Genomic DNA, 23,752 nt, shown 5'->3' with positions numbered 1-23,752 from the left:
TGCGCTTTCCGGGCTGTTTCGGCGCTTCGAACCTGCACCAATGCGTCAGGCGCTTGTCGCAGCCATCGCCTGTTCGTCGAATTGCAGGGAGGCAAGGCGTGCATAAAGCCCGCCAGCCGATGACAGGCTGGTATGATCCCCTACTTCAACAATGCGTCCGGCTTCCATAACGATGATGCGATCTGCTGCGCGGACAGTGGCCAGTCGGTGCGCAATGACCAGCGTCGTTCGGTTCTGCATCAGCACCTCAAGCGCATCCTGCACCAGTTTTTCGCTTTCGGCATCCAATGCGCTGGTGGCCTCGTCCAGCAGCAGGATCGGCGCATCGCGCAGCAAAGCCCGGGCGATGGCCACGCGCTGGCGCTGTCCGCCGGAAAGGCGCGCACCGCCTTCGCCAAGAAATGTGTCGAGACCTTCGGGCAGATCGCGCAGGAAGTCTTCCGCATTGGCATTGCGAGCAGCTTCCCAGATCGCATCTTCGGACGCTTCCCACGCACCATAGCGCAAATTGTCGCGTGCGCTGGAAGCAAACAGGATGCCTTCCTGCGGCACCAGCGCCATACGGCGGCGGATGTCTGCAGGGTCCACCTGCCTCAGCGGCACTCCATCCATCTTGATGGTCCCGCCCTGCGGATCATAGAACCGTTCCGCGAGCTGGAATATCGTGGATTTTCCGGCACCCGACGGGCCTACGATGGCTACTGTCTCACCCGGTTCTATCGTCAGGTTGAAATCGGCTATGGCCTTCTCGCCAAGGCGGGTTGGATAGCTGAACGTGACATTTTCGAACGCCAGTCCCCCGCGCGGCGGCTGCGGCAAGGCTTGCGGGCGAGCAGGCGGGCCGATTTCCGGCTCCGCCCCCAGCAGTTCATTCAGGCGGCTGGCCGCACCTGCACCGCGCAGCAGATCGCCATAAACCTCGGTCAGCGCGCCATATGCGCCAGCTGCAGTGATCCCTGCCAGAATGAAAGCGACGATTGTGCCGCCGCTGATTGTGCCTTCTGTCACCATCAACGCGCCGCGCCACAGCAGCAGAGTGATTGCGCCCATGATCAGCGTAATCAATGTGGCTGTCATTGCCGCACGAATGGCGACGCGCCGCTTGGCGATGGTGAAGGTTTTTTCCACCACGTCACCGAACCGCTGGCCTTCGCGCTGTTCCTGATTGAAGCCCTGCACGATCTTCATCGCAGACAGGGTTTCGGTCGTAATGCCGCCAACATCCGCAACGCTATCCTGACTGCTGCGGCTGACATCGCGCAGGCGCCTGCCGAATACGACGATAGGAACGATAACAACGGGAATCCCGGCCAGCAGCCATATGGCAAGCTGCGGCACCAGCCAGAACAGAAATATCGTGCTGAGCACGGCCATGATCGAATTGCGCAAAGCAATGGAAAGCGTGGTGCCGACCACCTGTTCCACAATCGCTGTATCCGATGTCATCCGGCTGCTGATTTCCTTGGGGCTGTTTTCCTCGAAGAAAGACGGCGAAAGGCGCAGCAGATTGTCATATACCTTGCGCCGGATGTCAGCGACGACGCGTTCTCCGATCCAGCTTACGAAATAGAAGCGGACTGCTGTGCCTACGCCCAGCACTCCGACCAGGACGAACAGGTAACGGAACCACCGATTGATGTCACCCTCTCCGCTAAAGCCGCGATCGATCACCAGCTTCAAGGCATAGGGTATCGCGAGTGACATGACCGCAGCTGTTACCAGCAGCGCAATCATCGCAAAGGTGATTTGCAGCGGGTATTTCTTCGCTTCACGGAAAATCATCCGCAGCGGGCCCAGAGTGCGGGCCGGTTGGGGCCCCTCTGCCTGTCCAGAGTCTTGCTGCTGCGGGTCTTGCTGTTTGGAGGACACCATATTGCATGCCGCCCTACCTCAATCGCGGTGCCCGTCAAGCCAGCCCAAAGGGTAGCCCACGCGATTGCGGGACCCTGACCCATTATGCCGCATTGCAACACGCCGCAGAAACGGGCATGCCGTGCACTATTCATCATCCAATGCGCGCCGCATAAGATAAAAAATGACGCGTATGGGCAGCCGCTGACATGCTTGTGAGTGGCCCAAATGTTCGCAAGGCCGAATTCTTCTTAAGGGACGCAAAGTTTGCTTTATTCCGCATATGAAATGCAAAAAGCCTGGTTCACCTCAGCCGGTAACTGGGCCACCGTAGGCGCCAATTTGCTGGACAATCCGGCTCTGCCGATGGGCTATTTCGGCATGGGCCCTGCCGCTGCCAGCGCGCTGAAGGTTTTTGCCCATCTTTATGAAGATCGCGGCAAGCCTGACTTCAATCTTGAGCCAATCGAGATCGATGGGGAGCTCAAAGCCATTTCCGAAAGCGTCGTGCTGGAAAAGCCGTTTGGCGGCCTGCGCCGGTTCGTGCGCGATGACCTGCCGAAAGACGCGCCGAAGCTGCTGATTGTCGCCCCGATGAGCGGCCACTTCGCCACGCTGTTGCGCGGGACCGTCCACCGCATGACGCAAAACCATCAGGTCTGGATCACGGACTGGACCGATGCGCGGCTGGTGCCGACCGAAGAAGGCCGCTTCGATCTGGACGATTACATCGACTACCTGATTGAATTCCTCCAATTCCTCGGCCCCCAGACGCATATGCTGGCCGTGTGCCAGCCTTCCGTTCCGGCCTTTGCTGCAACGGCAGTGATGGCAGCGGACAAGGACAAGTGCCGCCCCGCTTCGCTCACCATGATGGGTGGCCCGATCGATACGCGCGCCAGCCCGACCAGCGTGAACGACCTGGCGATGAACAAGCCGCTCAGCTGGTTCGAAGACAATGTAATTGCGACTGTGCCGATGAATTATCCCGGTGCGGGCCGCAAAGTCTATCCCGGTTTCCTGCAGCTGGCAGGTTTCATCAGCATGAACCTGTCCGATCACATGCTCAGCCATTATGAAATGTTCAAACACATGACGGTGGGCGATCAGGACAGTGCGGACCGCACGAAAGAGTTTTACGACGAATATCTCTCGGTCTGCGACATGACGGAGGAATTCTACCTCCAGACGATCGAGCATGTGTTCCAGAACCATACCCTGCCCAAGGGCGAATTTATGCACCGCGGCAAAGCGATTGATCCCGATGCGGTGAAGGACACAGCCCTGCTCGCCATCGAAGGTGAGCATGACGATATTTCCGGCATCGGCCAGACGCGCGCCGCGCTGGACCTTGCCGAGCATCTGCCGCTGTCAAAGAAGAAATACCACCTTGCCCGCGACGTGGGGCATTACGGCATTTTCAACGGCAGCAAATGGCGTAATCGCATCGCACCAGTGGTCGATGAGTGGATTGAGGCGCATAATTAAATATTTGCGTCATAAACCCGCATTCGCGGGTTCGTCCTCCCGGCTGTTCCCTCCGCTACGCTACGGGGCCGGTCCGGGCGGGCATTCGCCCTTTGTCGATCGCTGTTCGCGACCGAGACTAGCACAGTCTATCAAATAAGGCGCTGCATTCGGTGCCGACCAGGCACCGACAGAGCGCGACCGCGCGACCGCAGGTGCCCCGCAGCGAAGCGAAGGGAATAGCACCGAGGACGAAGCCGCGGATGCAGCTTCACGAAACAAACCAATCCTACCCTTCGGCAGGATCCTTCTTGGGACCGCCAAACACTCTACGGATCAGCCTCCGCACAGCCAGCATCAGCCCGACTGCGAGTGCCGCCAGAAAAGCCGCCACGCCAGCCGCCGCCCACGGATATTCGTAAACGAACCACAGCAGGCCGACTGTCGCGACATCTTCTGCCGTGGACATGGCGATATTGCTGACAGGTTCGGGGCTGGTGTTGATCGCCGCGCGCGCGCCTGCCTTGCCGCCATGCGCCAGCAAAGCACCGCCGCCGCCCAGCAGGAAGGCGACCACCTGCGTCGCCGGGTCGCCCGGATCGACAATCGCCAATGCCAGCAGCGCGCCGCCGATCGGGCGAACGAAGGTGTGTACCGTGTCCCACGCGCTATCGAGCCATGGCACCTTGTCGGCAAAAAATTCAGCCAGCGCGCCGAAGCCGGCAATGCCCAACACCCACGGATTGGCAAGGACTTGCAGCGATTCCAGATGTTCGGGAAGCGGTACAAACCCGCTGCGCATCGCAAGGCCCGTCGCCAGCACCACGATGTAGAGACGCCAGCCCGCCAGCAGGCTTGCGCTGCCGGCAATGCCGATAATCTCCATTATGCCGAGTGCTGCGATCCCATCCATAGGTGCGGACTATCCAAGGTATTCCGCCACTTGTCGAGAAGGGTCTTGATTTGCGAAGCTAGATGGCCAGCAAGCTGGCCCCGCTGCGGGCGGGCGTTCGCCCTATGTCGGTCGCTGGTCGCGCCCGAGACTTGCAACTGCTTAGGATTGAAGCGCTGAAATCGGTGCCGACCAGGCAACGACAAAGCGTGACCACGCGCCCGCAGGTGCCCCGCAGCGCAGCGAAGGGAATAGCACCGAGGATGCAGGCGCGGATGCGTCTGCCTAAAACAAATAATCCGGCTTCACGAAACCAACGACACCTCACGGTTATGCGCCAGCCGTTTCGCCACTGCCGATGGTTCAAACCCTTTGCGCTTCAATCGCCACTGGCTCCACAAGGCGCATTGCATCGCGATCAGGATGAACACGAAGGACTGGAAGGCAATGCCCACAAACAGCGCGCCGACAAGGAAGATAATCTGCGCATGCTGAAGCGCAGTGGCGAGATCGTGCATGAAAACGTCGCGGTCATCATGCTTTGGCCCTTCACGCCAGCGTATCCGCTCCATCTGCAAAAGGCCAAGACCTTGCAGGGCCAGCCACAGGAACAGGCCGATCCAGCCCTGCTCCCCCAGCACTTCGAAATAGGATGAATGATAGGCGCGCGCTTCGTCCGTTACTTCGGTGTAAGTGATCTGGCGGTTGTTTCCCTCACCCGTCACTTGCGGCAGATCATAGGTGAAGCTGTTGCCGCGGTAGGCATCAAAGCCGCCGCCATTCGGATTGGTGAGCGCATAATGGTAAGTCCATTTCCACACCTCGATGCGGGTGGATGCGCTTTCGTCAGAGCGGAAGCCGGTTATTGTTTCCATTCGCTCGACAAATTCGGCGGGCAGGAAAGGCAGAGAAGCGGCCAGGGCCACCCCTGCCATTCCGGCAAACAGGAAGCGATGCCGGACCTGCCGCATCATCAGAACGCCAAAAACCGCGATGCAGACAAGGCCAGTGCGGGCATTTGTGCCGATAGGGATCAGCATGCAGGCGAAGATCAGCGCAATGGCAAAGGTCCAAACCATCCAGTTCGGCGGGAAAATCGTGCCGCGCCGGGCCAGAAACAGCACCAGCGGAATGGTCGCAATGGCGGCAGTCGACATGATGGAGCCTTCGTAAAGGCCCGAATCCATGTCCACCAGCATGGTCAGCGTGCCGTACCCCCCGCCGCCGAAGACCGTCTTCATTCCGCCATTGATCGCATTCGCGCCAATGGACAGGACAAACACAACCACCGCTGCCTCCAACCGCAGACGGGTGCGCAGGGCCAGCGGAAGGAAGGCGGCAAAGAACATGCCTTTCCAGACCCAGTCCCATTTCTGCCACGCAAATTCCTGAAAGACCGCGCCCAATGTGGTGTAGCCGCACCACACCAGCAGCGCGGCGATAATAGCCTGACGCAAGGTGAAGCGGCTGCCTTCCTTGCTATCCAGCACGACATATCCGGCAAAGGCGGCAATGAATGTCACCAGCGAAAGGTGCAGACTGCGGATGACGCCCCAACCGATCAGCTGCGGCGAAACGATATCGACGTAGATATACAATAGCACCCACAGGAATGGACGTTTGAAGCCCATCAGCAGGATGGCGGTGATAAAGATCAGCAGGACGATATCACGCATCGCCGTTCGCCCCGCTATCGCCGGGAGCCAAATTTTCGCGGTTTTTCAGCCATGGCCGCTCTGGCGCAGCCGCAGCCGCGGTATCGGTGTCCAGATCGTCCCGCATCAGCAAACGCCAGGCGGCGACCATGATCAGGCCGTGCGTAAGCGCGATGGAGAAATAGTCGATCAAGGATAAGGTCCGGTAGCTTGTGAAGTCCCGCCATAGGGCCAAGCTCTTGACGGTGCGTTAAGCACAATCCGTTTAAGAGCCGCGGAATGACACGGATTCTGCACGTTCTCGACCATTCCCTGCCGCTCCACAGCGGCTACACCTTCCGCACGCGCGCCATCCTAACGGCGCAGCAGGCGCTCGGGCTGGAAGTGCGCGGCATCACCGGCCTGCGCCACGGAGCAGGCGGGCCTGCAGTAGAAACAGTGGACGGCTTCACCTTCCACCGCACACCGGGCGCGGCAAGTGGCCCTGCAGGCCTGAAGGAGTGGCGCGAAATTGGCGCGCTGGCCGATGCCATCGTTGCATTGGCGCAGGAATGGCGACCTGATGTGCTGCATGCCCACTCGCCCGCGCTGGACGGGCTTGCCGCAGTGCGCGCCGGTAAAAAGCTGGGCATTCCCGTAGTCTATGAAATCCGTGCTTTCTGGGAAGATGCCGCTGTCGGCAATCTAACAACGCAGGAAGGGTCAGTGAAATACCGCCTTACCCGCCAGCTTGAAAACATGGCGGTCGCAGGCGCGGATGCGGTGATGACGATCTGCCAGGGCCTGAAGGACGATCTCGTCTCGCGCGGCGTGGCGGAAAGCAAGATCGGCATCATGCCCAATGGCGTGGACCTGACCATGTTCGGCAAGCCGGCCGCGAGGGATGCTGCCCTGGCGCAGGAACTTGGCATGGGTGATGGCCCAGTGATCGGCTTTATCGGCAGCTTCTATGATTATGAAGGGCTGGACGATCTGATCGCCGCCATGCCCATGCTCGTCGAACGCCATCCCGGTGCGCGCCTGCTGATGGTGGGCGGCGGACCGATGGGTGACGCATTGAAAACGCAGGCAGAGGCATCGCCGGTCGCCGATGCAATTCGCTTCACCGGCCGCGTGCCGCATTCCGAAGTGGAGCGGTATTACGCGCTTACCGATGTGATGGCCTATCCGCGCAAGAAAAGCCGCCTGACCGATCTTGTGACCCCGCTCAAACCACTTGAAGCGATGGCGCAAATGAAGCTGGTGGCCGCAAGCGATGTCGGGGGGCACCGCGAATTGATGACGCACGGCGACACCGGCGTATTGTTCACACCGGACGATCCGGCCGCCTGTGCTGCGGCCCTGGCGGACCTCATCGACCGCCGCAGCGAATGGGGTGTAATCCGCGCCCGCGGCCGCGCCCACGTTCAGAACAATCACGATTGGCACCGCAATGCAGAACGTTATCAGAGCGTTTACCAAGTGCTGTTAGGCCCCGAAATCAACAGCCGGACTTGCGCCGCCGCCTGATCCTCAGGTGGCAGTGAAATCGGGCGCAAAACAGGACTTTATCGTGGCATCAATCCCGTTGGATCAGAACGAAGGCAAGAGCAGGGTCGGCGGGAAACCGCCTGTCAGCGCACATCCTGCTTTCCCGGCGATTGTCGCTTTGTGGTTTGCAGCATTGCTTGGCATTGGCACGCTGATCGTTCCCGTACAGCTGATTGAGCAGTTCATATCTGCCACCGGAATTGCGGGCGTGGTCTCTTCCGCAGCACCGCCGCTGGGCTTCACTGCGCGCGCCGCCATCGCATTGGTAGCAACAATTCTGGGCGCTTTGCTGGGGCTTTTCGCCGCGCGCCGCATGACTGTGCGCACCAAGGCGCCATTTGCCATTGCTCGCAAGGACAGCGGAATGCGCGCGCTCAATCCGGTTGAAGATCTTGACGATGACTTCCTCGATGCCGATTTGCCGCCGCTGCGCGAAACGCCGCCGCCGTCTGGCCGCCGCCGTTCATTGGCCATTGCAGAGGACGAAACCCGGAGCGATTTCCTGGAACTCGCTCCGCTACCCGGTAATGCGGCCAATCGTGATTTGCAGGACGATGCGCTGGAACTGGATGCGGAATATCTCTCTGAGGATGATCTGGAAGATGACCCGGTACAAGATGGCCTCGACCAGGCACCTGTAAGGCAGGAATTCATGCCGTCAGCTCCGGTCCCGCAGAGCATGGACGATCTGATCGCTGAAGAACTGGCAGCACAGGCAGATGGTAGCGAACCCCCATTGGAAATTGCCAGCGTTGCTATCGCGCAACCGGTCCATGCCAATACCGGCGCGAAGCCGCTGGCGTTTTCACCCCCTTCCCTCGCCCGTCAGGCCGAAGCGGAGTCCGGGGCATTCACAAATTCCGAGACCATGCCGTTTGAAGCGGCCCATTCCGAAGAAACATTCGTCGAACAGGCCGATGGGCCTGATCAGGACGCAGAACCAACAAATGAGGTTAGTGTGCCAGAAACACCCACTTTCGACGACGGCGAAGCGACCCGCCATGAAATTCCTGCTGCGTTTGGCGAACTGCCCCACGACGGCGCAGATCATGAAAAAACTGCCAGTCAGGCCGCCACCGGCGAGGATACCGTCGGCCTGGTCCAGCTTGTCCAGCAGCTGGGCAGCACATTGGAAAAGCATCGCGAATGGAGCGCCCAACGCGCCGCAGCCGCGCAGATCGACGCTGAATTTGCTGCAAAAGCAGAAGTAGAGGCCGGTCCCGCTGCAGAGGCAGTGTCCGGCAATGTTGAAATCACGCAGGAATTTTCTCCTGCCGCGCCGGACGATGCGGCAGAAGCAATGGCTGCCTATTTCGGCAAGCCGGCCGAACCTGCTCAACAGCTGGAAGAGGCAGAGCCCGACGAACCTGCACCTGTTGCAGGCTCCAGTTATCAGCCTTTTGCCGGCATGGGGCGCCTGACGGTGGTTGACGATGAAGATAGCGACGTTGACGACAACGAGATGAACGAACTCGCTGCATCGTTCTCGCTCTCGATAGGCAGCAAGATCCGGGACGATGCGGCCGGGCAAGCCCCATCTCCGCGTCCGTCGTTCGACATTCCGCCTGGATATATCGCCGCAAGTGCTGACGATGAAGCCGGCGTGGCCGAAGCAGCTGAGGCCGCCGCACCCGCGCCTGCGTCACAGCCGGCAAGTGATGCGAGCTATCGCTCTCTTTCGCAGATAAACAATCCCTTCAAGCGGTCTGCGGAAGAATTCGTGCGCGTCGAAGAGCCGGAATCCGAAGCCGGATCGAACGAGCCTGCCGTACTGTTCCCCAACCAGCAATCGCACAAACCTTCGGCAGGCAGCCCGGCAGACGCATCTGCGACCAGCAAGTCTCGCGCTTTTGATCCGCCTTCCGGCGAACCAGCGCCAGCTTCCCCGTTCGCGCCTGTACCCGCAGCACCAACAGCGGCGCGCAATCCGGCAGCGCATGAAGACAATGAACAGGCCTTGCGCGCTGCGCTGATGAACCTGCAACGAATGGCCAAATGAACAGGCCAGATCGACCGGCCAGCAAAAGCGTCTCACCAGGCTGGTAATACCGCAATCGTGCCGCATTCTTGTGCGGCGCAACAAAACTTGCAAATTTCGCTTCCTGTCGCCATTACGTCCTCTCGCGACATTTTCGTGCAGTCTTGGGCTGTTGATTCGCGTTTCGTTACCGATGAAACCGGTTCCGAAGCGCGGTTAGCATCCGCCTCAAGGCTTGGCGAGCAACAGGAAGAATTGAAGATTGACCGAGTTTTCAGCCGAGTTTCCAGCAGCCCAGGGTCTGTATAATTCCGTAAATGAACATGATGCCTGCGGAGTGGGCTTTGTTACCCATATCAAGGGCGTGAAATCGCATGCGATTGTAACGCAGGCGCTGGAAATTCTCGCCAACCTGGATCATCGCGGCGCCGTTGGCGCAGACCCGTTGCTGGGTGACGGCGCGGGCATTTTGATGCAGATCCCGGACAAGCTCTATCGCAAATGGGCGAAGACTGAAGGCCTGACGCTGCCGCCGCCGGGCGATTACGCTGTGGCGATGTGTTTCTTGCCGCAGGATGATGCCGCGCGGGATTTCATAACCGGACAGTTTGAAAAATTCGTTGCCAAAGAAGGACAGACGCTGATCGGCTGGCGCGATGTGCCCACAACGGAAACCGGGCTGGGCAAGGCCGTGCTCGCTTCCATGCCGATGATCCGCCAATGTTTTATCGCCCGCGGCGAAAATTGCGCCGATCAGGACGCTTTCGAACGCAAGCTGATCGTGATCCGCAAACAGACGCAGAACCCGCTGGCCGAGCTGGCTGAAAAGCACAGCATGCCGGAACTGACCAAGCTTTACATGCCCAGCTTCTCCAGCCGCACGGTCGTGTACAAGGGCCTGCTGCTCGCCACGCAGGTTGGCAGTTTTTACGACGATCTGCGCGACCCGGATTGCGAAAGCGCCCTCGGCCTTGTCCACCAGCGTTTCAGCACCAACACTTTCCCCAGCTGGCGACTTGCCCAGCCGTTCCGGATGATTGCCCACAATGGCGAAATCAACACGGTGCGCGGCAATGTGAACTGGATGAACGCCCGCCGCCGCACGATGGAAAGCGAACTGCTTGGCGCTGACCTTGATAAGCTGTGGCCGATTGTGCCGCACGGGCAAAGCGACACCGCCTGCCTCGACAATGCGCTCGAATTGCTGCTGCTGGGCGGATACAGCCTCGCGCACGCCATGATGATGCTGATCCCGGAAGCCTGGGCACGCAATCCGCTGATGGATGCGAAACGCCGCGCTTTCTATGAATATCATGCAGCCTTGATGGAACCGTGGGACGGCCCCGCCGCTGTCGCCTTCACCGATGGCCGCCAGATTGCCGCCACGCTGGACCGCAACGGCCTGCGTCCTGCGCGTTACTGCGTCACCAAGGACGATCTGTGCATTCTTGCTTCCGAAAGCGGCGTGTTGCCGGTTCCGGAAGAAGATATCGTGCGCAAATGGCGGCTGCAGCCGGGCCGCATGTTGCTGATCGATCTGGAAGAAGGCCGCATCATCGAGGACGAGGAGCTGAAAGCGCAGCTCGCCGCGGCCCATCCCTACGAAGAATGGCTGGATGCAGCGCAATACAAGCTGCGCGATCTGGAAGCGATAGAAACCGATGAAGAAGCGGTGCAGGAAAACGAAGTCAGCCTGCTCGATCGCCAGCAGGCCTTTGGCTACACGCAGGAAGACATCTCCCGCTTCCTGGAACCCATGGCCATATTGGGCGAAGATCCCATCGGCTCCATGGGCACAGATACGCCGATTGCCGTGCTATCGAAGCGTCCGCGCCTGATTTACGATTATTTCAAACAGAACTTTGCGCAGGTTACCAATCCGCCGATCGATCCGATCCGCGAGGAACTGGTGATGAGCCTGCTGACCATGGTCGGCCCGCGCCCCAATCTGCTGGGCCGCGATGCAGGCACGCACAAGCGGCTCGAAATCAGCCAGCCAATCCTGACCAACAGCGGGATGGAGAAAATCCGTTCCGTTGAAACCGTGCTGGACGGAGCTTTCCGGACCGCCACCATCGACATAACGTGGGATGCCGAGGCCGGGGCCGAAGGTCTCGAAATGGCGATCAAGGAAATGTGCTGGGCCGCTACAGAGGCGGTGCTGCAGGACAAGAACATCCTGATCCTGTCTGACCGCAAGCAAGGGCCTGACCGTATTCCCATGCCCGCTTTGCTTGCCACAGCAGCCGTGCATCACCAACTGACCCGGCAGGGCCTGCGGATGCAGACCGGCATCGTCGTGGAAACCGGCGAAGCGCGCGAAGTGCACCATTTCTGTGTTCTGGCAGGGTACGGCGCGGAAGCGATCAACCCCTATCTCGCGTTCGAAACGCTGGAAGATATCCGCGCCAGAAAGGCCCCTGAACTTTCCACCGAGGAGGTGGAGAAAAACTACATCAAGGCGGTCGGCAAGGGCATCCAGAAGGTCATGTCCAAAATGGGCATCAGCACCTACCAGTCATATTGCGGCGCGCAGATTTTTGATGCGGTTGGCCTGTCATCTGAATTTATCGAGCAATATTTCACCCGCACCGCCACCACCATCGAAGGCATCGGCCTTGCCGAAGTGGCGCAGGAAACCGTGCGCCGTCACGCGGCAGCTTACGGCGACAATCCGATTTACCGCAACATGCTGGATGTCGGCGGCATCTACCAATATCGCCTTCGCGGCGAGGAACATGCGTGGACGCCCGCCAATATCGCGCAATTGCAGCACGCCGTGCGCGGTGACAAATGGGACCAGTACGAAGAATTCGCGAAATCGATCAATGAACAGGCCGAACGCCTGCTGACCATTCGCGGGCTGATGACACTGAAGAAAGCGGACGAGCCGATCCCGCTGGACGAGGTCGAGCCAGCCGCCGAAATCGTCAAACGTTTCAGCACCGGCGCGATGAGCCTTGGCTCCATCAGCCATGAAGCACATTCGACCATGGCAATCGCGATGAACCGCATCGGCGGACGTTCGAACACCGGCGAAGGCGGGGAAGAACCGTTCCGCTTCCAGCCGATGGACAATGGCGATTCCATGCGCAGCCGGATCAAGCAGGTTGCCTCCGGCCGCTTTGGCGTGACGACAGAATATCTCGCCAATTCGGACGATATCCAGATCAAGATGGCGCAAGGTGCAAAGCCCGGCGAGGGCGGCCAGCTGCCCGGTCACAAGGTGGACAAACGCATCGGCAAGGTGCGCCATTCCACGCCGGGCGTGGGCCTCATTTCGCCGCCGCCGCACCACGATATCTACTCGATCGAAGATCTGGCACAGCTGATCCATGATCTGAAGAATGTTAACCCTGCTGCGCGCATCTCGGTCAAGCTCGTGTCCGAAGTGGGCGTGGGCACGGTGGCCGCTGGCGTATCAAAGGCGCGCGCCGATCACGTCACGATTTCCGGATACGAAGGCGGTACGGGCGCATCCCCGCTCACCAGCCTGACGCATGCCGGTTCACCTTGGGAAATCGGTCTTGCCGAAACCCAGCAGACGCTGCTGCTGAACGATCTGCGCAGCCGCATTGCGGTGCAGGTCGATGGCGGCCTGCGTACAGGCCGCGATGTGGCGATTGGCGCCTTGCTGGGCGCGGACGAGTTCGGCTTTGCCACCGCCCCGCTGATTGCGGCGGGCTGCATCATGATGCGCAAGTGCCACCTCAACACCTGCCCAGTTGGTGTTGCCACCCAGAACCCGGAACTGCGCAAACTGTTTGTCGGCACGCCGGAACATGTGATCAATTACTTCTTCTTCGTGGCCGAGGAACTGCGCAGCGTGATGGCCGAAATGGGCTTCCGCACGGTGCAGGAAATGATTGGCCGGGTGGACCGGATCGACATGAACCGCGCCATCCACCACTGGAAGGCAGACGGCGTGGACCTTTCCCGCCTGCTGCACAGCGTGGACGTGCCGGAAGGCAAAAAGCCGTACCAGACCGAAGTACAGGACCACGGCCTTCACGCTGCGCTCGACAATGAACTGATCGAAGCGTGCCAGCCTGCCATCCAGGCCGGCGAAACTGTACAGCTCGACCTGCCGATCAAGAACCTCAACCGCACCACTGGCGCGATGCTGTCCGGCGTTATCGCCAAGGCGCATGGCCATGCCGGTCTGCCGGTCGATACGATCCGCGTGAACTTCACCGGCACGGCGGGGCAAAGCTTTGCCGCGTGGCTGGCGCATGGCGTTACGCTGGATCTGGTCGGCGATGCCAATGACTATGTCGGCAAGGGCCTGTCAGGCGGCCGTGTGATCGTGCGCGCGCCCGAGGCTGCGGGCCGTGACCCGCTCGACAATATCATTGTCGGCAACACCGTTCTGTACGGCGCGATTTCGGGCGAAGCTTATTTCTGCGGCGTCGCGGGTGAACGTTTCGCAGTGCGCAATTCGGGTGCGATTGCGGTTGTCGAAGGCAATGGCGATCATGGTTGTGAATATATGACCGGCGGCGTTGTGATGGTACTTGGCAAAACCGGGCGCAATTTCGCTGCCGGAATGAGCGGCGGCATCGCCTATGTGTACGATCCGGACGGCGCGTTTGAACAGCACTGTAATATGGCGCAGGTCGAACTGGAAAAGATCGACGCCTCGGCAGAGGATCCCGAAGGAACGGGCTTGCCGCAGCAACGCCCCTCCACCGTGGATGATCTGGGCATGGGCGATCCGCTGTATCACGATGCGGCGCGCATCAGGATATTGCTGGAACGACACAAGCTGCACACCGGATCAGCACGTGCCACCGCGCTGCTGAATGATTTCGAAAACACGCTGGGCCACTTTGTCAAAGTGATGCCCACCGATTACCGCCGCGCATTGAAGCAGCTTGAGGCAGAGCGCGATTCTGCCGCCTCGGTCGCAGCGGAATAAGGGTCAGATACGATGGGTAAAGAAACAGGTTTCCTCGAAATTGACCGCGAAGAGCTTGAATATGACGATCCCAAGGAACGGGTGAAGCATTACAAGGAGTTTGCGATTCCCCCGGGCGAGGAGCGGCTGAAAAACCAGGCCGCGCGCTGCATGAACTGCGGCATCCCCTATTGTCACAACGGCTGCCCGGTGAACAACATCATCCCGGACTGGAACCATCTGGTCTATGAGGGCGATTGGCGAAACGCACTGGAAGTGCTGCATTCGACCAACAATTTCCCTGAATTCACCGGCCGCATCTGCCCTGCTCCCTGCGAGGCGAGTTGCACGCTGAACATCACCGACCAGCCGGTCACCATCAAGAACATCGAACGTGCCATCGTCGATCGCGGGTGGAGCGAAGGCTGGATCAAGCCGCAGGTGCCTGCAACGCAGACCGGCAAAAGCGTGGCGGTAGTCGGCTCTGGCCCTGCCGGGATGGCCTGCGCGCAACAATTGGCGCGTGCGGGACATTCGGTAACGGTCTTTGAAAAGAGCGACCGCGTTGGCGGTCTGATGCGATACGGCATTCCCGATTTCAAGATGGAGAAAAACCAGATCAACCGCCGCGCGGTGCAGATGGAGGCAGAAGGCGTCACTTTCCGCACCAGCACCGAAGTGGGCGTGGATATCTCGATGAAATCGCTGAAGGAAAACTTTGATGCAGTGGTACTTTCGGGCGGCGCGGAACATCCGCGCGTGCTGGAAATTCCCGGCGCAGAACTGCCCGGTGTGCGCCTTGCGATGGAATTCCTCACCCAGCAGAACAAGCGCAATGCGGGCGACGATGAAACACGCGCCGCACCGCGGGGATCGCTAACGGCGACCGGTAAGCATGTGATCGTGATCGGCGGCGGCGACACTGGCAGCGACTGTGTCGGCACATCCAATCGGCAGGGCGCGAAGACCGTCACCCAGATTGAAATCATGCCGCAGCCCCCGGCGCATGAAAACAAGCTGATGACATGGCCCGACTGGCCCATGAAGCTGCGCACTTCCTCCAGCCATGAAGAAGGTGTGGAGCGGGACTGGGCCGTGCTGACCAAGGAAGTGGAGAGCAAGGACGGCCAGGTCACCGGCCTCAAATGCGTCCGTGCCGACTGGTCCGAAGGCAAATTGCGGGAAGTGCCCGGCAGCGAGTTCACCCTGCCAGCCGACCTCATCCTGCTCGCCATGGGCTTCCTCGGCCCGCGCAAGCAGGGCATGATCGATCAGGCAGGTATTGATCTGACAGCGCGCGGCAATGTCGATGCAAATACGCATGATTATCGCACCAGCGATCCTGACGTGTACGCATGCGGCGATATGCGGCGCGGACAAAGCCTTGTCGTCTGGGCCATCCGCGAAGGCCGCCAATGCGCCGCCAGCGTGGACGAGGCACTGATGGGGGTCACGCAGCTACCGCGGTAAGCCGGGACAGCACTGAAAATTCCTTGGGAGGATAGGCGCTCGATTGCTCTGCGCTTCTCTCCGTGGCGAGAAGAGCGCTTACCTGGGCGGTTGGTCAGGTGGCCTATCTGTTTCCCTCGAACTCCCTAGGAACGCAGCAGGGGCTGCGTCAGGCAGTGCGGTCCGCCATGCCAGTTCCACAATTCCCGACCCGGAAAAACGTCCACGGCCAAGCCATCGGCGGCAAGCGCGGCAATTGTTGCAGGATTGCCGTCGTAAGCGATCACACGGCCGGGCACGGCTTGCACCACATTGGATGCCTGCCGTCTTTGTTCGGGATAGGTCACGCTCATGAAGTGGGCAAAAGCATCTGCATCATTATCGGGAACAGGACCGCCTGTATTGGTTACGCGGTAACCTTGCGAGCGGCAGAAATCGACAAGCTTCATATCTGCAATCGCCGTGCGCTCTCCTGAGCCTGCGGCATATCGCGTTAATGTGCCGATGCCCTTGAGCAATTCCAGTCCCTTCTCGGCATCTTCGCGCGACAGGATCGACTGGCGAACTGCGCCGCGAATATAGCGAGACAGGGGCCCTGTCTCGCTATATTCGGCCTCGAACACGTAGGGCAGTGCAAGAGCATGCTGCGGCCCGACGAGCGTAAAGCTGGTATCGAGATGGAGGAACAGCGTGCGCAGCGGATCGGATGTGCGCGCTTCCCCGGCTTGCCATTCGCGCAGGAACGGATCCGCGCCGATCTGTACCGTGTAAACGTTCATTCCCAACGCTCGGGCAAGCGCGGGAGCAGCGTCTGGCGACGTTCGGTTACCAACACCAAGGAACATGGTGTTGCGATCGACAACGATGGCATCGCCACCTTCGATGATGAAACCCTCCTCAACCGCATCCAATGCGATCGGCACCTCTGCCAGCATGGGGGAATGGCGATAGAGAAAGCGCAAAAGAGCATTCTCGCGCCCTCGTCGGGGCGAGCTCGAATTGCATATGACCAATCCGGCAGGCGTCATGAACGCGCTGTCACGGGTCCAGATCGCGGACCCGAAATCGTCAACGAAGTGATCGTAATTTCCCGATCCATCGAGGCGATAAAGCCAGTCTTTGTCGTGTCCCATCACGGTTTCGGCAGTGACTTCTCGCGGATTGCGGCCAAGCCGGGGAAAGGCAGCATCGATCCAGGTCTCCCAAATCCCGCTGGACAAGGTTGCCTCACGCGCGGCGTTCAAGGCGTCGGTAATTTCTATGACTTCCGCGCCGCTCTGGCGCAGGATGGCGTTCAGGGCCGCATGTTGCGCCTCGGCCGCGACAGGATCGAAATCAATTCCCGGAATAAGGTCCCGGCTGATCTGGCTGGTGATGCCACCCATCGCGCGCCTGCTGTGAACAAGAACGCTGTCCAGCTTTCCGATATCAGATTGGAGCGGAAAACCCGGCGCAGATTGCGCAGCCAGCGGTATGGAAGAAGCCGCCAGTGCTGTTGCCGCCGTAGCGCCGCTCCCTGCCAGAAATTCTCGTTTCGAAATTTGCATCCGTAATGTCCCCCCAAAATCGACCCGCGCCCGAAGCTAGCCTAATGCTCCCCAAGCACAAGCTGCGCCCGTCTTCTCGCTGCGCACGACCATTTAACTGGCACCTGCACATCGCACACACTGGGCCTCGCTTGGGTCATTGCGCAAGCGGCCCTCCGCTTCCAGCACCGCAAGCTGATCCAGCTCTTCCAGTCGCGCAGCAAGTGCGGTGCGGGCTTCTTTCTCGGTCATTTTGGGCGCAGCTTTCCTACATCGGGCCGCTTTGTCAAAGCGCAGGCATGATTGCATCGCCAGCCCCGCCGAAAATTGCCTGGCAAAGTGTAACCCTGCCCATTTTCGCCATTCATCTATTTATTACAGGTATTTGGGATAGAATATCCCGGGTTACACAGTGTAACCTTTGTCACCTTCTCATCGGTGTGGAGGATACGTCAAAGCCGCCAGTCGATGGTGTCGCGGCCATTTTCTCCCAGAAACGAATTCGCCTTGGAGAACGGGGCAGAGCCGAAGAAGCCGCGATAGGCGGACAGCGGACTGGGGTGCGGGCTTTTGATCAGCAAATGGCGGCCGTTTTCGTGCAAGGCTGCAATCCGTCCGGCCTTCGCCTGCGCATGGCTGCCCCACAGAATGAACACGCTGGGCGCCTCGCGCTCCGCCACGGCGGCAACGCAGGCATCGGTAATTGCATCCCAGCCCTTTTTGGCATGACTACCCGCCCGCCCCAGTTCCACCGTCAGCGAATTGTTGAGCAGCAAGACGCCCTGCCGCGCCCAGCTTTCCAGATTGCCGTGACCGGGCCGCGCAATGCCAAGATCGCTTTCCAGCTCCTTGAAGATATTCACCAGCGATGGCGGCGGCTTTACGCCTTCGGGCACGGAAAAGCTCAGCCCATGCGCTTGGGCCGCGCCGTGATAGGGGTCCTGCCCGAGGATCACGACTTTCACAGTTTCAAGCGGCGTAAGCTCCAGCGCTCTCAGCCGTGTGCCGCGCGGCGGATAGATTTGCTTGCCCGCATCCTCCTCCGCCCGCAACCAGCCTCCCAGCTCGCGCGCCTCTGCCGTGGCCAGCGCCGGTTCGAGCACAGATGCCCAGCTTGCAGGAATACTTTCACTCACGCTGCATGGTTTAGGCCAGACAAACAGGAGCGCAAAGCCGCCCTTCCCTCCAATCCCCAATCCGCCTAAAGGCTGTTCCACAATGACTGTACATTATCATGAAGAAGACCTGCCCGCAGGCGTACTCGCAGATGGCCCCGTTGCCGTCGATACCGAAACCATGGGCCTTGTCACCACGCGTGACCGGCTGTGCGTTGTCCAGATCAGCGATGGCAAAGGCGATGAGCACCTGGTGCGCTTTGCCAATGGCAGCGCCTATGATGCGCCCAATCTGAAAGCTGTTCTGGCCGATCCTGCGCGGGTGAAAATCTATCACTTTGCGCGTTTCGATCTGGCCGCGATCGAGCATTATCTGGGCGTCGAAGCCAGCCCCGTATTCTGCACGAAGATCGCCAGCAAGATGACCCGCACCTACACCGACAGGCACGGACTGAAGATGATCGTGTCGGAATTGCTGGGCGAGGATATTTCCAAGCAGCAGCAATCTTCCGATTGGGGCGCGCCGGAATTGAACGATGCGCAGCGCGAATATGCCGCATCCGATGTGCGTTATCTGCACCGCTTGCGCGATGTGCTGACTGAACGGCTGGAGCGTGAAGGCAGGCTGGAAATGGCGCAGGCGTGCTATGATTTCCTGCCCACCCGCGCCCGCCTTGATGTGGCCGGCTGGGCTGACAGCGACATTTTCAGCCATATGTAAAATTGCCCGCTTTCAGGAGCACATAGCTTGCGGAAATGACAATTGCTGCCGATCAGATGCGCACCAGGCGCCAGGCTTTTGCCGCACCGGGCAGCGCGCTTGACCGGATCGTGCGCCTGCTTGCGATTGGATTGCCTGCCCTGGTTGGCGTCGTAGCGGCACTGATGGTTATCACGCCCCTGTCTCCGCGCGGCGAAATCAGCTTCCTGCTGGACCGCAACAAGGTGGCGATGGCTGACGACAGGATGCGCGTGGACGATGCCATGTACCGCGGGCAGGACCGGCGGGGCCGTCCCTTTTCGCTCAATGCCGGTGAAGCCGTACAACGCAGCAATGCCGTGCCCCAGGTCGAGATGAAGGATCTGGTCGCGCGGATCGTGCTGCCGGAAGGACCAGCGATCCTGTCCGCTTCTGCCGGCACATATGCCATTGATGATGAACAGGTGCGCGTTCCCGACATCGTGCAATTTACAGCTTCTGACGGTTACGAGATGTCCGCTCGCAATGTGACGATCGATCTCGCAAACCGCAGCTTGTTCGGGCAGGGCCGCGTCAGTGGAGAAGTGCCGGCAGGCCGGTTTTCTGCAGATTCCATGCGGGCGGATCTCAATGCACGCACCATCACTCTTGAAGGCAATGCCCGCATGACCATGGTTCCCGGCCAGTTGCGTCTGCCGAGCGGTATGTAATGAAGGCGACTGAAATGACCGAGACCACACAGACGCATCCGATCACACCGCGCGCAGGCCTGCGTAAGCTTGCCATTCGCGGGCTTTTTGCCGGGCTGCTTGCGGGTACAGCCAGTGCTTTTGCGTTCGGTTCATCGGCCGAAGCGCAGAATATTGCCGGTTTGAGCGCAAACACGCCTGTCACATGGTCGGCAGATTTCGGCCAGTTGCAGGATCGGCAAAACCGCGTCGTTCTTTCGGGCAATGTCATTATCGAGCAAGGCGATCTGCGACTGACGGCAGAGCGCACCACCATCGCCTACACCGATGCAGGCACTCTGCGTATCCAGCGGATCGATGCGACCGGTGGTGTAATCGTCACACGCGGATCAGAGCGGGCGCGAGGCGATGCAGCAGTTTATGATTTCAATCGCCGGGTGATTGTTATGTCCGGCGGCGTTGCTCTCAATCGCGGCACCGACAGGCTTGATGGCGGGCGACTGACGATTGATCTCAATACCGGCGTATCCAGCGTGGATGGCGCGGGTTCGCGGCCAGCCGATGGCCAGAATGCCGGGCGGGTTTCAGGAACCTTTGCGGTCCCTGAAAGCGATTAATCCGGGCAAATTTCCCGGAGGCGCGCGGCGGGGACGGTTTGACCCTCGCGCTCGTAGCGCTGGATGATGTTCCGTAGCCGGCCGCAATTGATGCTTGCGCCCAGCTCTTCTGCCATTGCCAGTGTCGCTGCAAAGTCTTGGGCCGGCATCGTGGTTCCCAACTGCCGCACAGCGTTGTCCTGCCAGTGGCCGGGCGCGGCATACTGCCGGGCAAAGGCAGCTTGCCCCTCCTGCGTTGTCGTCAACCGGGCCGCCAGATCGAGCGCAAAATCGCGGGCGGACCCTGTTGCAAGCAGTGCTGCAATGCGCTGCGCAGCGCGATCATATTCGCCCTGTTCAAGCGCCGCCTGCGCCACCGCCTGCTGGATGATTGGCGCGCGCCAACCGCGTGTGCTGGCCGCCTCTATCGCGGCGATTGACTGATCATTCTGCTCGTTCATCGCGGCAGCGATTGCAAACAGGGCTAGATTCTCCGCTGGCAGAGGACGAGCTGCAACGAGAGCCTTCGCCTCCGCAATTGCCCGATCTGGCTGCTGCGCTGCAATGGCCTGACGCGTGCGCTGTTCGGCTGCAAATCCGGAGAATGCGGGCGGAACCAAGGATGCGAGGTGCGGCGTAAAGCGCGCCGACCGGTCGATCTGCGCAAACCCCGTGACAATACCAATGGCTGCAAGAACAGCCCACCAGGCAAACCGCCCGATCATCGCACCTCATCCCGTTCACGCACAAGCATCACGATCAGTAGCGCAGCAAAGCACAGCAATGTCTGATTGCGCAGAGGATAGTCGATCAATGACTGAAGCGCGATGCATGCTATGCCCACGCCCGCCGCTAGCGGCATCCACGGATTTGGCGACGACCGCCGCGGAATTGCGTTAGTCGCGCACCATGCCAGCCATGCCATCCCCAGTACCAAAGCCGCGAGGCCGCCCTCTATGGCTATTTCCAGCCAATCACTATGCGCGCGTCCTGCTTTGCGCGGCGATATGTATTCCAGTGATTCATGCAATTGGAATACTTCATCAAACGTGCCCATCCCGCTCCCGACAGGCCAGTACTGCCCGGCAGCATAGGTGCCGTCGTCCCACATTTCGGGTCGGTCTGCAGCCCCGGCAGAAAAGCGATCGAGGCTATCGGCAATGCGGCCGCCCGACAGGAAAGAAGTGCCTAGAACGGTGCCCAACAACGCCAAACCGGCCAGGGCCATGATGATCGTACGGGCTTTGGGGGCATCGCCGGCATCGCGGCGGCGCAGCAAGTCGAACCCCAGACGGAACAACAAAAATGCGCCAACCAAGGCTCCGATCGCCATGCCTGAACGTGACTGCGTCAGGATTACCGCGAGTGCAAAAAGAGAAGCAGCGGCTCCTGCAATCCAAATCCACAGTGGAGATTTTGGTCGCGGCATGCCGGCCAATAGCGCAAGAGCGAGCACAAACAGAAGCGCGGTCGAATTGCGGTTGGTGAAGGTTGCGTAGAACGTGTCTGCACTGGTGCGCTCTGAATAAAGCAAACCCGCCGTGTTCGCAGAGGTGTATTGGAAAACGCCCAATGCAAACGCAGCAAGGCATGCCCACAATGCAGCGCGCACAAGCGAGAGCCTTTGCTCAGCCGGGAGCATGGAGCCGATCGCTATGATGGTTGCTGGCGCCAAGGTGCCGCAGAATGCGACCAGTGTGCGGGCCGGATCAACGCTGGCCGGGAACCAGGCGTTCGCGTTGGTACCAACCAGTTCCAAACCGGCCACAATGGGCTCGCGGGCAGGGAGGGATTGCCAGATCTCAGGCGGAAGCGGAACGAGCTGCAATAGCGGCAAGGCAAGGCTTGCGCCGACCAACACACGCAGCGCGAGTGGCGCATCGCGTATGAACCGCAGGGCTGTTTCGCGATGAACCGCAAGAATCAGGAGCGCGCACAACTGGATCACCAGGTTGTGCAAACCATATGCCAAGCCACCGCCGCCAAGAAACAGCGCGAGCACGGTCAGGATCTTAAGGTGGAGTTGCGGAGAAGTGAGACTTCCCGGCGACAAGCCCGGCAAATTAGAGGGGGCGACTGGCGCCCCCGCCGAATTAGCCACCGGTGCCTGGCGAAGCGTCATCACCTTCCGATGCGTCGCCACTAATCGCAATAGCGATACCAGCTGCGATCACGAAAAGGCTGATGAGCAAGTAAAGATTGCCTCGGTCATCTTCTTCGTTGGCAAGCATCGAGGAGCCAGTCATGGCAGCAGGGGCGCGCTCGATAAGCACGCCAGCGTCTGCGGCGCGGGTGTTCGCTTGTGCAGCAATCGGCGCGAAAACGAGGCCAACAGCGGCAACAGATGCGAGTACATTCTTCATAACGGCGTCTCCTAGGACGGACTTTAATCTCGATATTTAAGGCGCATACCGCGCTGCAACATTCGATGCAAGGCTCGATAAGGGTAATTACTTAATTTTTTTCTCTGCGGAAAAGATGATTTGGTACGTTTCCGGCAATCATTCTGCTCGGATAATGGCCTCGTAGCCTGAGGGATCGCCTCCTGTAACCACGTGATTTCCGTAGACGAGCCATGCATGTGCCTCCAACGGCTTCGACGCCGTTTTGCGCACTCCCATCACAACAATTGTAGCAATGCCGCAGCGCGATAGCCATCGCTGTCCAGCAAGGGCTTCGATCAGACAATCCGATCTCCAAGGCACACGCGCTGCTACCCGGCCAAGTAATGGTCCTATCCTGCGCACATGCTCCAGATCGCCGGGCTCAGCCGCATCGGGAGACCGGCACTTGCGAGTAATCTTGTGATTCTCTTGCTCGATTTTCTGCGGTGTGATCGTTGAAAAACGCAAACGGGCTATGGCAACTTCCCACGTGGCGCGTGCGTATGGTGGCGCGTTGGCCGGAAGACTGCAGGCCCGCCGCGCCAGCCTTTGAAAACGGGAATCAGGTGCAGGATTAGACATCGATTATGCTGCTGCCATGCCATGTCGCTCTCGCCAAGGGGAAGCCAGCCGCTTCATTGCAATTACTGCAAACCGCTCAGTTCTCACGAAGCATCTGGCGCCATCGTCCGATGCCATCTAGCTTGTGACGTCATGATACTACCTGCAGGCGCACCAATTGTCCGATAGTCAAACCCACTTGAGCTTGTTGCCCCGGCTTGGCGATCCTGCCTATCTGGACGGCCATCTCATCGCAGTCAAAGTACTTCGCGACCTTGATCGTTTCGACTGGTATGATTCGGTTTTCCTGCGTCGGTTCGAAGCAGCAAAGGCCTTTCTCGCCTTGGCAGCTCCCGAAAAACTTGCGTATTTTGTCGATGGTTTTTCCATTCTGAAGCCTTCGCCTGATTTTACACCTGCAGTGATAGACGATCTGCTTGATGATGCCGGCCATGCTGCAGT

General features: G+C 59.7%; 20 protein-coding genes. 8 read left to right on the top strand and 12 right to left on the bottom strand.

All coding sequences use genetic code 11. From position 1 onward, the window contains the following. Nucleotides 1-45 precede the first annotated feature (45 nt). Complete coding sequence (locus tag AB731_RS03005; RefSeq protein WP_047092469.1) at nucleotides 46-1,872, bottom strand: ABC transporter transmembrane domain-containing protein; 1,827 nt, start codon at nucleotides 1,870-1,872, stop codon at nucleotides 46-48. A 246-nt stretch (nucleotides 1,873-2,118) separates the two neighbouring features. Here AB731_RS03005 and AB731_RS03000 point away from each other — a divergent pair, with 246 nt between their 5' ends. Then, entirely contained in the window at nucleotides 2,119-3,339 is a 1,221-nt protein-coding gene (locus AB731_RS03000; protein WP_047092470.1) for a polyhydroxyalkanoate depolymerase, read from the top strand. 268 nt (nucleotides 3,340-3,607) lie between these two features. Here AB731_RS03000 and AB731_RS02995 read toward each other — a convergent pair whose 3' ends face one another. From AB731_RS02995 to AB731_RS02985, 3 genes are all read right to left on the bottom strand, one after another. After that, nucleotides 3,608-4,231, bottom strand: a complete 624-nt coding sequence (locus tag AB731_RS02995; RefSeq protein WP_047092471.1) for a DUF4126 domain-containing protein — start codon at nucleotides 4,229-4,231, stop codon at nucleotides 3,608-3,610. A 284-nt stretch (nucleotides 4,232-4,515) separates the two neighbouring features. Continuing rightward, nucleotides 4,516-5,886, bottom strand: coding sequence for a putative O-glycosylation ligase, exosortase A system-associated (locus AB731_RS02990; RefSeq protein WP_047092472.1), 1,371 nt, complete (start codon nucleotides 5,884-5,886; stop codon nucleotides 4,516-4,518). Then, nucleotides 5,879-6,058: a hypothetical protein gene (locus tag AB731_RS02985; protein ID WP_052768879.1), complete on the bottom strand. Its 180-nt coding sequence runs from the start codon at nucleotides 6,056-6,058 to the stop codon at nucleotides 5,879-5,881. The genes AB731_RS02990 and AB731_RS02985 overlap by 8 nt, the downstream gene beginning before the upstream one ends. Before the next feature lie 86 nt (nucleotides 6,059-6,144). Between AB731_RS02985 and AB731_RS02980 the strand changes: the two genes are divergently transcribed. The 4 genes from AB731_RS02980 to AB731_RS02965 all read left to right on the top strand — a co-directional run bounded on the left by AB731_RS02980 (nucleotide 6,145) and on the right by AB731_RS02965 (nucleotide 15,740). After that, nucleotides 6,145-7,374, top strand: a complete 1,230-nt coding sequence (locus AB731_RS02980; protein ID WP_047092474.1) for a TIGR04063 family PEP-CTERM/XrtA system glycosyltransferase — start codon at nucleotides 6,145-6,147, stop codon at nucleotides 7,372-7,374. 13 nt (nucleotides 7,375-7,387) lie between these two features. Then, on the top strand, nucleotides 7,388-9,394 hold the full coding sequence (locus AB731_RS02975; protein ID WP_156167337.1) for a sulfite exporter TauE/SafE family protein: 2,007 nt from the start codon (nucleotides 7,388-7,390) through the stop codon (nucleotides 9,392-9,394). Nucleotides 9,395-9,635: 241 nt separating this feature from the next. After that, nucleotides 9,636-14,291 carry a glutamate synthase large subunit gene (gene gltB, locus AB731_RS02970; RefSeq protein ID WP_047092476.1) on the top strand — a complete coding sequence of 1,552 codons (4,656 nt, stop codon included), beginning with the start codon at nucleotides 9,636-9,638 and terminating at the stop codon, nucleotides 14,289-14,291. Between the two features lie 12 nt (nucleotides 14,292-14,303). Then, the gene (locus AB731_RS02965) at nucleotides 14,304-15,740 is read left to right on the top strand and encodes a glutamate synthase subunit beta (RefSeq protein WP_047092477.1); all 1,437 of its coding nucleotides are present in this window, start codon (nucleotides 14,304-14,306) and stop codon (nucleotides 15,738-15,740) included. Between the two features lie 125 nt (nucleotides 15,741-15,865). Here AB731_RS02965 and AB731_RS02960 read toward each other — a convergent pair whose 3' ends face one another. The 3 genes from AB731_RS02960 to ung all read right to left on the bottom strand — a co-directional run bounded on the left by AB731_RS02960 (nucleotide 15,866) and on the right by ung (nucleotide 18,381). Beyond that, on the bottom strand, nucleotides 15,866-17,266 hold the full coding sequence (locus tag AB731_RS02960; protein ID WP_047092478.1) for an arginine deiminase family protein: 1,401 nt from the start codon (nucleotides 17,264-17,266) through the stop codon (nucleotides 15,866-15,868). Between the two features lie 93 nt (nucleotides 17,267-17,359). Beyond that, nucleotides 17,360-17,497 carry a hypothetical protein gene (locus AB731_RS13905; RefSeq protein ID WP_156167336.1) on the bottom strand — a complete coding sequence of 46 codons (138 nt, stop codon included), beginning with the start codon at nucleotides 17,495-17,497 and terminating at the stop codon, nucleotides 17,360-17,362. Nucleotides 17,498-17,697: 200 nt separating this feature from the next. Next, on the bottom strand, nucleotides 17,698-18,381 hold the full coding sequence (gene ung, locus AB731_RS02955; protein WP_047092479.1) for a uracil-DNA glycosylase: 684 nt from the start codon (nucleotides 18,379-18,381) through the stop codon (nucleotides 17,698-17,700). Nucleotides 18,382-18,463: 82 nt separating this feature from the next. On the opposite strand from ung, the gene AB731_RS02950 reads away from it, so the two are divergent. The 3 genes from AB731_RS02950 to AB731_RS02940 are packed head-to-tail and all read left to right on the top strand — an operon-like array spanning nucleotide 18,464 to nucleotide 20,366. Next, complete coding sequence (locus tag AB731_RS02950; protein WP_047092480.1) at nucleotides 18,464-19,081, top strand: ribonuclease D; 618 nt, start codon at nucleotides 18,464-18,466, stop codon at nucleotides 19,079-19,081. 56 nt (nucleotides 19,082-19,137) lie between these two features. Beyond that, the gene (locus AB731_RS02945) at nucleotides 19,138-19,770 is read left to right on the top strand and encodes an LPS export ABC transporter periplasmic protein LptC (protein WP_231638818.1); all 633 of its coding nucleotides are present in this window, start codon (nucleotides 19,138-19,140) and stop codon (nucleotides 19,768-19,770) included. 14 nt (nucleotides 19,771-19,784) lie between these two features. Beyond that, entirely contained in the window at nucleotides 19,785-20,366 is a 582-nt protein-coding gene (locus AB731_RS02940; RefSeq protein ID WP_047093113.1) for an LptA/OstA family protein, read from the top strand. On the opposite strand, the gene AB731_RS13535 is transcribed toward AB731_RS02940, so the two are convergent. The 5 genes from AB731_RS13535 to AB731_RS13900 form a co-directional block, all read right to left on the bottom strand. After that, nucleotides 20,363-21,070 carry a hypothetical protein gene (locus tag AB731_RS13535; RefSeq protein ID WP_052768880.1) on the bottom strand — a complete coding sequence of 236 codons (708 nt, stop codon included), beginning with the start codon at nucleotides 21,068-21,070 and terminating at the stop codon, nucleotides 20,363-20,365. The two genes, AB731_RS02940 and AB731_RS13535, sit on opposite strands and share 4 nt — an antisense overlap. Beyond that, the gene (locus tag AB731_RS02930) at nucleotides 21,067-22,347 is read right to left on the bottom strand and encodes an O-antigen ligase family protein (protein WP_047092482.1); all 1,281 of its coding nucleotides are present in this window, start codon (nucleotides 22,345-22,347) and stop codon (nucleotides 21,067-21,069) included. Before AB731_RS02930 ends, AB731_RS13535 begins: the two co-directional genes overlap by 4 nt. A 91-nt stretch (nucleotides 22,348-22,438) precedes the next feature. After that, nucleotides 22,439-22,708: a hypothetical protein gene (locus tag AB731_RS02925; protein WP_047092483.1), complete on the bottom strand. Its 270-nt coding sequence runs from the start codon at nucleotides 22,706-22,708 to the stop codon at nucleotides 22,439-22,441. A 138-nt stretch (nucleotides 22,709-22,846) separates the two neighbouring features. Next, nucleotides 22,847-23,311 carry a lasso peptide biosynthesis B2 protein gene (locus AB731_RS14365; protein ID WP_082126319.1) on the bottom strand — a complete coding sequence of 155 codons (465 nt, stop codon included), beginning with the start codon at nucleotides 23,309-23,311 and terminating at the stop codon, nucleotides 22,847-22,849. A 130-nt stretch (nucleotides 23,312-23,441) separates the two neighbouring features. Continuing rightward, entirely contained in the window at nucleotides 23,442-23,744 is a 303-nt protein-coding gene (locus AB731_RS13900) for a hypothetical protein (protein WP_156167335.1), read from the bottom strand. Between the last annotated feature and the right edge of the window lie 8 nt (nucleotides 23,745-23,752).

The sequence above is a fragment of the Aurantiacibacter marinus genome (assembly GCF_001021555.1).
GTDB lineage: Bacteria > Pseudomonadota > Alphaproteobacteria > Sphingomonadales > Sphingomonadaceae > Alteraurantiacibacter > Alteraurantiacibacter marinus.
This window is presented reverse-complemented; position numbering and strand designations above follow the sequence as displayed.

Coding starts and splice junctions, on each gene's coding strand:
- AB731_RS03005 (WP_047092469.1), bottom strand. CDS start 1,872: ATGGTGTCCTCCAAACAGCAAGACCCGCAGCAGCAAGACTCTGGACAG.
- AB731_RS02995 (WP_047092471.1), bottom strand. CDS start 4,231: ATGGATGGGATCGCAGCACTCGGCATAATGGAGATTATCGGCATTGCC.
- AB731_RS02990 (WP_047092472.1), bottom strand. CDS start 5,886: ATGCGTGATATCGTCCTGCTGATCTTTATCACCGCCATCCTGCTGATG.
- AB731_RS02980 (WP_047092474.1), top strand. CDS start 6,145: ATGACACGGATTCTGCACGTTCTCGACCATTCCCTGCCGCTCCACAGC.
- AB731_RS02965 (WP_047092477.1), top strand. CDS start 14,304: ATGGGTAAAGAAACAGGTTTCCTCGAAATTGACCGCGAAGAGCTTGAA.
- AB731_RS02960 (WP_047092478.1), bottom strand. CDS start 17,266: ATGCAAATTTCGAAACGAGAATTTCTGGCAGGGAGCGGCGCTACGGCG.
- AB731_RS13905 (WP_156167336.1), bottom strand. CDS start 17,497: ATGACCGAGAAAGAAGCCCGCACCGCACTTGCTGCGCGACTGGAAGAG.
- AB731_RS02950 (WP_047092480.1), top strand. CDS start 18,464: ATGACTGTACATTATCATGAAGAAGACCTGCCCGCAGGCGTACTCGCA.
- AB731_RS02945 (WP_231638818.1), top strand. CDS start 19,138: ATGCGCACCAGGCGCCAGGCTTTTGCCGCACCGGGCAGCGCGCTTGAC.
- AB731_RS02940 (WP_047093113.1), top strand. CDS start 19,785: ATGACCGAGACCACACAGACGCATCCGATCACACCGCGCGCAGGCCTG.
- AB731_RS13535 (WP_052768880.1), bottom strand. CDS start 21,070: ATGATCGGGCGGTTTGCCTGGTGGGCTGTTCTTGCAGCCATTGGTATT.
- AB731_RS02925 (WP_047092483.1), bottom strand. CDS start 22,708: ATGAAGAATGTACTCGCATCTGTTGCCGCTGTTGGCCTCGTTTTCGCG.
- AB731_RS14365 (WP_082126319.1), bottom strand. CDS start 23,311: ATGTCTAATCCTGCACCTGATTCCCGTTTTCAAAGGCTGGCGCGGCGG.
- AB731_RS13900 (WP_156167335.1), bottom strand. CDS start 23,744: ATGGCCGGCATCATCAAGCAGATCGTCTATCACTGCAGGTGTAAAATC.